Genomic DNA, 10205 nt, shown 5'->3' with positions numbered 1-10205 from the left:
CGCCCCGGCCTTCCGCAGCGCGTCGAGCAGCCAGGCCACCGCGCCCGGGTCGTCGAGGGGTGCGTGTGCGGCGGCGCGCTCGGCCAGGGCGGCTACCTGCTCCTTCGCCCCGGCCTCCCGCAGCGCGTCGAGCAGCCAGGCCACCGCGCCCGGGTCGTCGAGGGGTGCGTGTGCGGCGGGGTCGTGGGCCAGCAAGGCGGCTACCTGCTCCTTCGCCCCGGCCTTCCGCAGCGCGTCGAGCAGGCGAGCCACCGCGCCCGGGTTGTCGAGGGCAGTGTGTGTTGCGGCCCATTGAGCGGGGCGGGGGTCGGTGGGATGTAAGGCTCGGAAGTGGTCGACGAGGGCGGTCGCGGCGTGAGGATTGCCGTGGGCGGTGGCGTGTTTATGGAGTTGGGCAGCGTCCCGATACAGGCCGCGGTCCCAGGCGGCGTCGCCGAGAGCGGTCAGGTCACGGGGGTGGGCATGGGCGGCGGCCGCGGTCCAAAAATCGATCGGGGGGATCTGGTCGGCGCGGTGGCGGCGGCCGTACTGGTCGAGGTAGTCGGCCAGCTGGTAGTGCGGCCCTTGCGCCTCACGGGCGGGCTGCCCGGCAGCACGGCCGGTAGCAGAAGTTGGGCGCTGGTTGCGGGGGATTGTGGTCTTGACGGGGGTGAGGATGCCGAGGATGCCGTTGCAGTCCTGGGTGACGTAGTCGAGGGTTTGGGCCAGCCAGTCGTCACCGGTGATGTTCCATTTGTTCCATTCGGTGTCGGTGAGGTAGCCGGGTGCGGCATCGGCCAGCCAGGCCAGCGGGAGGTGCGGGCCGGCACCCAGGCGGCGGGCGTCCATGGCGGCGTGGATCAGAGCCCGGGTTATTCCCCGGGCCGCGTCGTAGCGGGCCATCAGGACGGGCACCCCGGCCAGATACTGCGTCACCTGGCCGTCCTGGGCGCGTTCGGCGGTCTCGGCGAGACGGGGATCAGCGCCGCGGGTATCGGCGAGTGCGGCCAGATCGACGGCGGTGAACGCATCCGGCACGTCGATCTTGTGGCCGTCCAGCAGATCGCGGGCATGGGCGTGCCGGTCCGAGCTGGTGCGGGTGGTCAGCCGGTCCCAGTGCCCCGGCCACAAGGTGGCCAGCACCAGCACCGGGCCCCGCGTCGCATCACGCAGCAGCTCTCGCAGGCCCGCGGCGACGTGTTCGCCCAAAGGGTCCGCTTCCAGGTAGTGCTGGGCTTCGTTCAGCCACACCACCGTCTTCGGGGCGATGTCGGGCAGCTCGGCCAGGGCCGCGTCAGGGCGTGTGGGACTGAGGGGATGCCACAGCCGCCAGCCGTCCGGCAATTCGCAGACGGCCTCCCACAAAGCGCGGGTCTTGCCCGTGGAGGATCCTCCGACCAGGACCGCGATCTGGCTGCGGCCGGCTGCTGCCGCGTCGACCACCGCTTTCAGACGCGCATCGTGGTCCCGCGGGATGTAGCCGGGCAGGATCCCGAGCCGGTCGCGGGCACCGCCGGTGTCCAATGCCGAGTGAATCCCCAGACCGCTGTCCAGGACGAGCCGGAGATCTTCGCTGAAGACGCTGACCGGCCGCCCCGCACCTGTGGCCATCCGGGCCGCCACCCACAGATCGCGCACCCGCTGAGCCAGATCCTGCACATCCCAGCGGGCCAGGCGGGCCAACACCGAGCCGACAGAGACCACATCGGCCTGGCTGGCCGGCTGGGACGGGCCGCTGATGATGCGGCGGATAGTGTCCCGGCTCGGTGATCCCGGCAGGCTGTCAGTATCCACGCCACGGGCGATCTCATCCAGGGACGGGGCGTCTGCCGCCAGGTACACCTCATACAGCAGGTCCTTCAGCTCCCGCAAAGACCGGGGCCATCCCACCCGGGCCCGCTCCAGCACCCGCGGCCGCTTGGCGCCCTGCGGGCCGCTCCCCGTGTCGCGACTCATCGCAGCATCATCCCCCACCCGCGCGTCCAGCGCAGGCTGAACAGCGCGGTAATCGGGCCGGGTTGGCCCCTTGTCGCAACTGGTAGTCGATCTTCAGACAGGACCCAGAGTGGGCAGCGAGCCGGCCGGCTGCCCACCTGATGACCACGACCGTGGAGGTCCCATGTCCCGCACACCTCTGACGCGCCGCGAGCGCCTGGCCCTGGCCGGCGCCGCGCTCAGCGGTGCCATCTCCGGAACCATCCGGGCCGTCATCACCTGGCTTCTGGAGCGGCTCACCCCGTAACCCGCACCCGGGCCACAAGGCAGAAGCTGTGCCGGGGCCATGCTGCGCGCGGCCCCGGCACAGCACGGGCATACCTCATGTGCCCGAACCGGCGCCGCAATCTTGACCTGGATAAACGGCCATCAGCGCTAGATAAGCGCTGCGGTGAGTGGCTGCGGATCGTCGCTATCCGCCACGCGCCCGGCACCTGGACCAACGTCACTGACGTGGTCGATGTCTACGAGATCCCCTACGAGACCCTGACCGCGCTTTGACATCCTCGCCGTCCTGAAGGACGGCGATTCCCGCCTACCGCGCCGTCTGTGGCTGCGGTGTCGGGTGGGTTCCTGCTTCGCCGCGCGGTGCCGGGACGAGTCCTGGTCTTACCTGCGCTCCACAGGCTGACACGGCCAGTCCGGCCGCCTTGGCGACGTTGACCGCCGCGTTGATGTCCCGGTCCAGGACGGCCCCGCACGCCGGGCAGGTCCACACACGGACATGCAGGGGCTTGGGGCCGTCCCGGACGCCGCACTGCGAGCACACCTGAGAGGTGGGCTCGAAGCGGCCGATCCGGATGAAGGTGCGCCCGTACCGGGCGGCCTTGTACTCCAGCATGCTCGCGAACGCCGACCATCCGGCGTCGTGCACGGACTTGGCCAGGCGGGTGCGGGCGAGTCCCTTCACCGCCAGGTCTTCCACGGCCACCGCTTGGTTCTCGCGGATCAGCTTCGTGGAGAGCCGGATGGGGGCACCCCCATGCCGAAGGCCATGGGGGAGGAACTCGCGGCGCGCGTCCGCGACACGGGCGTGCGCCCGTGCGACGCGGACCCTGGCCTTGTCCCGGTTGCGGGATCCCTTCTCCTTGCGGGAGAGGGCGCGCTGCGCCTTCTTCAGGCGCTTCTCGGCCCGGCGCAGGAAGCGCGGGCTGTCGATCTTCGTGCCGTCGGGGAGAACCGCGAAGTGCCCGAGCCCGAGATCGAGGCCCAGCTCGGGCGGCACCTTGGGCAGGACTTCCTCCGGGCCGGTCTCCACGACGAAGCTCGCGAAGTACCGGCCCGCGCTGTCCTTGACCACGGTCACCGTGGACGGCAGCGACGGCAGAGCGCGGGACCACTTCACCGGCACGTCGCCGATCTTCGGCAGACGCAGCTTGTGCCCCGGGGCGATCGACCAGCGGGCGTTCGCGGTGAACCGGACGGACTGCCGGGTGTCCTTGCGGGACTTGTACCGGGGTGCGCCCATAGGCGGGCGCTTGCCCTTGAGGCCGTCGAGGAAGTTTTTGTACGCGGTGTCCAGGTCCCTCAGGGACTGCTGGAGGACCACCGCCGACACCTCGCCCAGCCAGGCCCGCTCCGGGGTCTTCTTCGCCTCGGTGATGAGCCGCTTCGACAACTCCCCGGTCTTCGGGAACGGCAGCCCGGCGCCGCGGGCGGTCTCCCGAGCGCGCAGCGCGTCGTTGTAGACCACCCGCACGCACCCGAACGCCTTCGCCAACGCTGTGCGCTGGCCGGCGCTCGGGTACAGGCGAAAGCTGTACCGAAGCTGCACGCGGATCATGATACTCAGTTGGTTTATGGATATCGATGAGAACGTTCGTACAGGTCGTCACTGCGTCTTCCGCATGCACGTCCACTTGGTTTTCGTGACGAAGTACCGGCACTCCGTCTTCGCCAACCGGCATCTGACGCGGTGCGAGGAGATCATGCGGGCCGTGTGCGAGGACTTCGAAGCCGAGCTGGTCGAGTTCAACGGCGAGGCCAACCACGTCCACCTGCTCGTGAACTTCCCGCCGAAGGTCGCCGTATCCAGGCTGGTGAACTCCCTCAAGGGTGTGTCCTCGCGCAGGCTCCGCCAGGAGTTCCCCGACCTCGTCCGCCACTACTGGCGGGCACAGCGCCTGTGGTCCGGCTCGTACTTCGCCGGGTCGGTCGGCGGTGCGCCGTTCAGCATCGTGAAGGAGTACATCGAACAGCAGAACCGGCCGCTCTGACCTGGGCTGAGGCGAGCAGTGCAGATCCGTGCACACAGCTGAGGTCAGAGCGGGCCAAAGATTCGCTTCACCACCGGGTTGAAGCCCGGTGCACTGCGAATAGACCCGGTAGCCGCGCAGCGGATCACCGTGCCGCCCCGCTCCCACTGCGCCCGGGGGCGGGGCGGTCGCGGTGGCCCGCCGCGCTCGCGGGCCGAGCAACCCGACCCCCGGGGCAGCCGTATCGCCGGCAAGCAGTCGGCTGCCCCGGGTCACCCATCCCGTACGAGACGAGAAGGAGATCCCAGTATGGACTCCGTCCTGCGCGCATCGGCCAACTCCGGGCAACGCGCTGTGCTCATCACCACGCTCGCGGTCCCGCTGACCGGCTGGGCCGTGCACGCGGTCGCGCTGCATCGGCAGCTCGCCGCGGCGAAGCGTGACCCGCTGACCGGGCTGCTGCGCCGTGATGCCTACACCGCCCGGGCCCGGCGCCTCCTGGCCCGCCACGGAGACAACACGACCGTGGTCATGGTCGACGCCGACCACTTCAAGCAGATCAACGACCGGCTCGGGCACGCGGCCGGGGACACCGTCCTGGTGGCGCTCGCAGCCCGGCTGGCCGCCTGGGCCGGTCCCCACGCCGCTGCCGGCCGCCTCGGAGGCGACGAGTTCGCCGCCGTACTGCCCCTGCCGCGCGGCCGCCGCCAGGTGCGGCTGGAGCAACTGGTCCGCATGCTGCACACCCCGGTCGTCCTCGACGACGGCCGCTCGGTCGACGTCGCCGCCTCCGTCGGCGCCGCGGCCCCCGAGGTGATCGGCACCGGTGACCTGTCCGCGCTGCAGCGGGCCGCCGACGCAGCCCTCTGCGACGGCAAGCACTCCGGCCGCGCGCACCTCGCCACCGCCGCGCACGCTGCGGTGCCGTCCATCAACGGCCGCCGGGCCGGCCGCCCAGGCACCGCCACCTGGGGACGTGCCGCATGACTGCCGTCGAACTCCCCGAAGGCGACTGGATCCGCGGCATCACCATCCGGCAGCCCTGGGCCACCTGCATCCTCGCCGGGAAGGACGTGGAGAACCGGCCGCGCGCCTGGTCCTGGCGGGGCTGGGTGCTGCTGCACGCCGGTAAGACCATCGACCGCCCCGCGCTGCGCGATCCGCTGGTCGCCCGCGCGCTCTGCGGCCGGGCCCTGGAGACCGGCGCGGTGGTCGGCGTCGCCCGTCTCACCGGCTGCCACACCGACCCCGATGACACCGCCCCGTGCTCGCTGTGGGCCCAGAGAGGCGCCCACCACCTGACCCTGGCCGACGTCCAGGAGCTGCCGCTGCCCGTGCCGTGCCCCGGCGCGCTCGGCCCTTGGCGCCCACCGGCCGACGTCCTCGCCCACGTCCTTGCCCAACTCCCCCCCTCTTCGCCCGGAGGCCACGTCATGAGCCGCACCGGAAGTCCCAACACCCCCACCACAGCCCCGGTCGAGGAGCGGATCCCGTTCCCGCACACCGACGCCCCGCTGCCGTGCCGCACGAACCCCCAGTGGTTCTCCCACGACAAGAGCGCCGGAGCCGAGGAAGACATCACCCGGGCCAAGCAGGCCTGCAGGGCGTGCCCGATCGCCAAGGGCTGTCTGAAGTGGGCGCTGTTCCACCCCGAGGCCACCCGGGTCGGCGTGTGGGCGGCCACCACACCCCGGGAGCGCGGCGAGCTGTGCCGCCGACTGAAGGAACGGCTCGGTGAGAACTGGGCCGAGGCCGTCGCCCGCCGCGATGAGGCCGCCCGGCAGCGGCGCCGGCAGGCCCGATGGAATCCGCCCCCCAGCCGGGACACCGCCCGGCAGCGGGCGCTGTCCCGGCTGGAACTGGAACTCATCCCGTCCCGGCCCGCCCCGTACGAGCCGTGGCGCGAGCCCATCACCCCCGCCCGCGCGGCGGCCAACCGTGCCGCGCTCGCCCGCGCCCTGAACACGAAGAACGCGGCATAGGAGGCCGCGATGTTCGCCAACTTCAGCCAGGCGCTCGCCGCCGAACACCTCCCCGCACCCACCCCGGAGGCCGGGCAGGAGCAGGCCGCCGCGGTCGCGGTCGCCCGCGGTGCCCGGGACAAGCGCGACCTGGTGCAGCTCCTGGAGGCGCTCGGGCTGCCCACCGACGAGGACACCCTCACCGGCCTCCTGGCTCACCTGACCGACCGCTCCACCGACCGCGAGCTGACAGGAGACGTCACACCGATGACCACGCAGAACGCCTTCGAGGCCATGGCCGTGTCCATGTACTACGCCGACCAGACCATGGCCGAGATCACCCAGGCGACCGGTCTGTCCGAAGCCGAGATCACCGCGCTCGTGGACGCCCAGGAGCGCCAGTTCGACGTGGACGCCACCGCCGACACCACCACCCCGGCCACCTCCCAGGCCGACACCGCCGGCGTCGCCGGGCTGCTGGCGTGGGCCGACGGCCACGAGTTGGCCGGGATCCGCAACCGCGCCGCCCGTATCCGCACCGACCTGGCCGAGCTGTCCGCCCGCTGCGCCGCCGAGGCGGCCACCCGCCAGGCCGAAGAGCGCGTCGCCAAGCTCAAGGCCGAACTCGAGGCCGCGCAGGCCGAACTGCGGCAGGCCAAGACCGGACGCCCCGCCGCTGTTCCGGCTGCCGCGGCCCCGGCCAGGCGCGGCACCCCGGGCAAGAGCCGCAAGGAGTTGGCCGCGATCCGCACCTGGGCGCGGGCCAACGGCCACACCGTGGCCGACCACGGCATGATCCCGAAGAAGATCGTGGCCGCCTACGAGGCCGCCCACGCCGAGCTGAAGCAGGCCGGCTGATGAGGCCCGGCGAGGCGATAGCCCTGGACGGCTTCCTGGACGAGGACGCCGCCCCCGGCGACGTGCATGAGACCACGGCCCGGTTCCGGCTGACGGTCTCCCCCACCGACGACCTCACCGACGAGACGACCCTGGCGTGCGTCACGTCCGACCCGCTGCTGGCCCGCGCCGTGCTGCACGAGTTGTGCCAAGGCGACCGGCTGCGCGTCACCGGCTACCTCCGCCTGCCCCGCACCCCGGACCAGGCGGTGCGATTGCACGTACACCGGATCGAGGTCCTGGCCACCGCACCCCTGCAGAAGCCCCCCGACCCCGACCCCGGCGCCGGATCCGCCGGCCCGGCCGACACGGAGGCCGCCGCTCTCCCCGACGGTGGCCTGCTCGGCCGACACGGCACCTACGCCACCTACCGCGATCCCGGCGCCGGGACCGCCCGCGTGTGGAGCCCTACCGGCATCTGGGTCGGCACCACCACCGACACCCCGGCCGCCATCCAGGCCCTGATCGACGCCCACCAGCGCCGCACGGCACCCGGCGAACCCTGACCCGCCAGCCCCACCACGCCGCACACCGCGGCCGCGCCTGCCCGGCCCCTCCGAAGAGAGCCTGGCAGGCGCGGCTCTGCCCCTACCTCACCGATACCGGCAACCAACAGAGCAGCACCCATGCCCCATCAGGAAAGCCCTCCCCCGCAGGAGGTCACCGACACCTTCTACGGCATCGGCGTCATCGACTCCGAGGACAACTACATCGCCTTCACCCACGACCGCCGCCGCGCACTCGCCGCACTTAACGCCTTCCACCGCATCTACTGCCGCGAGCCCCTGGCCGACACCTACGACATCGACCCCGGCCGCGATCTGACCGCCTGCTGGCTCCGCCCCGACCACCGCGACGACGGGCCCTGGTGGATACCCACCGAAGCCGATCACCCCCAGGCCAGGCCCGCCCTGCGCCTTGAGCTGTGACACCCGTCCCGCGGTCGGCACACCCCGCCGGGACCGGCCCCGGCGCACCCTCCCCCAAATCTGCCGCGCCCGGCCCCGGCGGCCGGACGCGGCAACGTTCCTCTCCGCTTCCCCAACAGAACAGCAACCAGGAGGACCACACATGGCCCGCATCGCAGTAAAGATCGTCCCCGAGCACGCGGACGGAACCCCGTGCACCCACGCGGTGGCCCCGTCCGGCAAGCCCCGCGACCCCCACTCCGGCTGCACCGGGCGGCGCCGGTACCAGGTGGTGTGCAGCGCCTGCGGCCCGGTCGGTGCGCACGGCCTGCGCGTCCTGGCCGAACCGGCCCAGAGCGCGCACCGCGACCACCACAAGAAGGCTCCCGCGGCCACCCGCTGACCGCTCCCTCCCGCACCACACCGGCCCTCGGGGACGCCACCGCGGCGTTCCCGAGGGCCTTCTTGCTCCCCACCACCGCCCCGCAGACCAGGAAGACCCCTTTGCATGCGCCCGATCCGGCTGATCTCCTTCGGCTACCTCCACCTGCCCACCGGCCCCGACGGCCAGCCCGTCCCGCCGGCCGCCGACCGGGTGGAAGACGTCCGCGCCCGGCTCCGCGACCCCGCCGCCGCCCGGACCATCCTCGACCTCGACGGCCGCGACCTGCGCGTCCAGAACGTCGTCGTGGGCACCCACGGCGCCCGCGAACTGCTGGCCAACCTCACCGCCTACGCGCTGCTCCCGGCCGGGCCCGGCAGCATCGCGATCGGCTGCGCGGGAGGCAAGCACCGGGCCTGCGCCCTCGTCGAAATCCTGGCCCGCCGCATCCGCGCCCAGGGCCACGGCGCCGAGATCCGGCACCTGCACGCCCACCTGCCTCGCGTCCTCACCACGCCCACCGCCCCGGCCCGGAGGTGACCCACATGTCCGTGTCCGCCCGCACCCCACACACCCGAACCGGGGCCCGCGCCCACCGGCCCGGCGCCCCCGCCGGCGCCCGGACGCCCGGCCCCGGTGATGGTCGTCCGGCCGCGGGGATCGGCCGGATCACTCTGGCCCGCACCGGCGGCGGCGCCGGGCCCGATTGGGGCGCCTACGTCCTGGCCTACACCTCCACCCTCTTACCGGACGGCTCCCGCGCCGCCCTGGTGGCCGCCACCACCCCCGACGACCCGGCCCTGGACCCGGCCTGGGGACTGCGGCTCGCCCCGACCCGCTGGTCGGACCCGGGCAACGCCCGGCGGCCGGTATGGGAGTACGCCGCGGCCGCCGCCCCACCCAAGAGCGCCACCGAGCCGGTCGGCCGGTGGGAGCAGCGCCTGGCCGTCTACCTCCTGACCGCCGCCCTCACACCCCGCCTGATCCCCACCCGCGCCACCGTCGACCTGCCCACCGCGGACTGGAAGGCCACCATCGACCGCACCGTGCACCTGGATGTCCCGCACGCCGGCCACACCCGCGTGAGCATCGGCCGCCTGACCGCCTGCGCCCCCAAGGAGAACCTCGCCCGATGAAACGCCGCCCCTTCGTCCGCCGCTGCGGCCACGCCCCCGGCGCCCTCACCCTCGAGGACGCCGCGGTCGTCGCGGACTTCCGCGCGATGCTCACCACCCTCCGCAACCCGCAGCCCTGGACACCCGGCCACGCCCAGGACATCGCCGTCCGCGTCGGCTCCTTCATCGAGCGCGCCCACCCCCGGCCCGGCGACGACCACGACCTCGACCTCATCGCCGTCGCCCTGGTCCACCCCGACACCCCGCACGCCGCGGCCTACCTCCACGGCCGCCAGCTCGGCTACATCGAACGCGGCTGGCTGCGCTGCGACACGAGCGCGATCCTCGGCACCTGGCAGCCGGCCTACCGCCCGCTCACCCACGCCGCGGCGGACCTGGACCTCCCCGACGACGTCGGCATGGAACCCGCCCACTACGGCCTCCACGTCGAAGCCCGCCGCTCCGACGGCACCGGCTACACCCTGCTCCGCCTCGGCCCCTACACCCAGTGCCGTCACACCGACCGTGACGCCGACCGCCTCAACGCCCACCTGGGCGGCACGGCGGGCACCACCGTGCCCGGGTTCACGCTGCGGGCGGCCGCCGCACCGTTCAACGTCAGCGACCACGCCGCCTACCGCGACCCGTACGAGGCCGACGCCGTCGTACTACTGGCGGCCGCCATCGACCGGGAGGAAGCGCCGTGACTGCGGCGCCCCCGTACGAGATCGAAACCAGTGAGGCCGACGACGGCACCACTTGACACGCACAAC

12 protein-coding genes and 2 pseudogenes are annotated in these 10205 nt (G+C 72.8%); 12 read left to right on the top strand and 2 right to left on the bottom strand.

The window, feature by feature from the left end; all coding sequences use genetic code 11:
• Nucleotides 1-1935: pseudogene (locus tag V1L54_RS28450) on the bottom strand (hypothetical protein); the annotation flags it as partial.
• A 163-nt stretch (nucleotides 1936-2098) separates the two neighbouring features.
• On the opposite strand from V1L54_RS28450, the gene V1L54_RS28445 reads away from it, so the two are divergent.
• The gene (locus V1L54_RS28445; RefSeq protein ID WP_330121042.1) at nucleotides 2099-2221 is read left to right on the top strand and encodes a hypothetical protein; all 123 of its coding nucleotides are present in this window, start codon (nucleotides 2099-2101) and stop codon (nucleotides 2219-2221) included.
• Nucleotides 2222-2509: 288 nt separating this feature from the next.
• On the opposite strand, the gene V1L54_RS28440 is transcribed toward V1L54_RS28445, so the two are convergent.
• A complete protein-coding gene (locus V1L54_RS28440; RefSeq protein WP_330121041.1) occupies nucleotides 2510-3748 on the bottom strand; it encodes an RNA-guided endonuclease InsQ/TnpB family protein in 1239 nt (412 codons plus the stop codon).
• Nucleotides 3749-3773: 25 nt separating this feature from the next.
• On the opposite strand from V1L54_RS28440, the gene tnpA reads away from it, so the two are divergent.
• The 11 genes and pseudogenes from tnpA to V1L54_RS28385 all read left to right on the top strand — a co-directional run bounded on the left by tnpA (nucleotide 3774) and on the right by V1L54_RS28385 (nucleotide 10139).
• Nucleotides 3774-4190: an IS200/IS605 family transposase gene (tnpA, locus tag V1L54_RS28435; RefSeq protein WP_330121040.1), complete on the top strand. Its 417-nt coding sequence runs from the start codon at nucleotides 3774-3776 to the stop codon at nucleotides 4188-4190.
• 288 nt (nucleotides 4191-4478) lie between these two features.
• Nucleotides 4479-5156 (top strand): GGDEF domain-containing protein, encoded by a 678-nt coding sequence (locus tag V1L54_RS28430; protein WP_330121039.1) that lies wholly within the window; start codon nucleotides 4479-4481, stop codon nucleotides 5154-5156.
• Nucleotides 5153-5590 (top strand): annotated as a pseudogene (locus V1L54_RS28425) (ASCH domain-containing protein); the annotation flags it as partial. The gene V1L54_RS28430 and the pseudogene V1L54_RS28425, both read left to right, overlap by 4 nt.
• Nucleotides 5591-5602: 12 nt before the next feature.
• Entirely contained in the window at nucleotides 5603-6151 is a 549-nt protein-coding gene (locus V1L54_RS28420; protein WP_330121043.1) for a WhiB family transcriptional regulator, read from the top strand.
• Between the two features lie 9 nt (nucleotides 6152-6160).
• Entirely contained in the window at nucleotides 6161-6988 is an 828-nt protein-coding gene (locus tag V1L54_RS28415) for an Lsr2 family DNA-binding protein (protein ID WP_330121038.1), read from the top strand.
• Nucleotides 6988-7533, top strand: coding sequence for an OB-fold nucleic acid binding domain-containing protein (locus tag V1L54_RS28410; protein WP_330121037.1), 546 nt, complete (start codon nucleotides 6988-6990; stop codon nucleotides 7531-7533). Before V1L54_RS28415 ends, V1L54_RS28410 begins: the two co-directional genes overlap by 1 nt.
• A gap of 120 nt (nucleotides 7534-7653) precedes the next feature.
• Nucleotides 7654-7956: a hypothetical protein gene (locus tag V1L54_RS28405; RefSeq protein WP_330121036.1), complete on the top strand. Its 303-nt coding sequence runs from the start codon at nucleotides 7654-7656 to the stop codon at nucleotides 7954-7956.
• 142 nt (nucleotides 7957-8098) lie between these two features.
• Nucleotides 8099-8338 (top strand): hypothetical protein, encoded by a 240-nt coding sequence (locus V1L54_RS28400; RefSeq protein WP_330121035.1) that lies wholly within the window; start codon nucleotides 8099-8101, stop codon nucleotides 8336-8338.
• 105 nt (nucleotides 8339-8443) lie between these two features.
• Entirely contained in the window at nucleotides 8444-8857 is a 414-nt protein-coding gene (locus V1L54_RS28395; protein WP_330121034.1) for a RapZ C-terminal domain-containing protein, read from the top strand.
• Between the two features lie 5 nt (nucleotides 8858-8862).
• A complete protein-coding gene (locus tag V1L54_RS28390; protein ID WP_330121033.1) occupies nucleotides 8863-9453 on the top strand; it encodes a hypothetical protein in 591 nt (196 codons plus the stop codon).
• The gene (locus tag V1L54_RS28385; RefSeq protein ID WP_330121032.1) at nucleotides 9450-10139 is read left to right on the top strand and encodes a hypothetical protein; all 690 of its coding nucleotides are present in this window, start codon (nucleotides 9450-9452) and stop codon (nucleotides 10137-10139) included. The genes V1L54_RS28390 and V1L54_RS28385 overlap by 4 nt, the downstream gene beginning before the upstream one ends.
• Nucleotides 10140-10205: the final 66 nt, after the last annotated feature.

It is taken from the genome of Streptomyces rubellus (assembly GCF_036323805.1).
In the GTDB taxonomy this organism is placed as follows: domain Bacteria; phylum Actinomycetota; class Actinomycetes; order Streptomycetales; family Streptomycetaceae; genus Streptomyces.
This window is presented reverse-complemented; position numbering and strand designations above follow the sequence as displayed.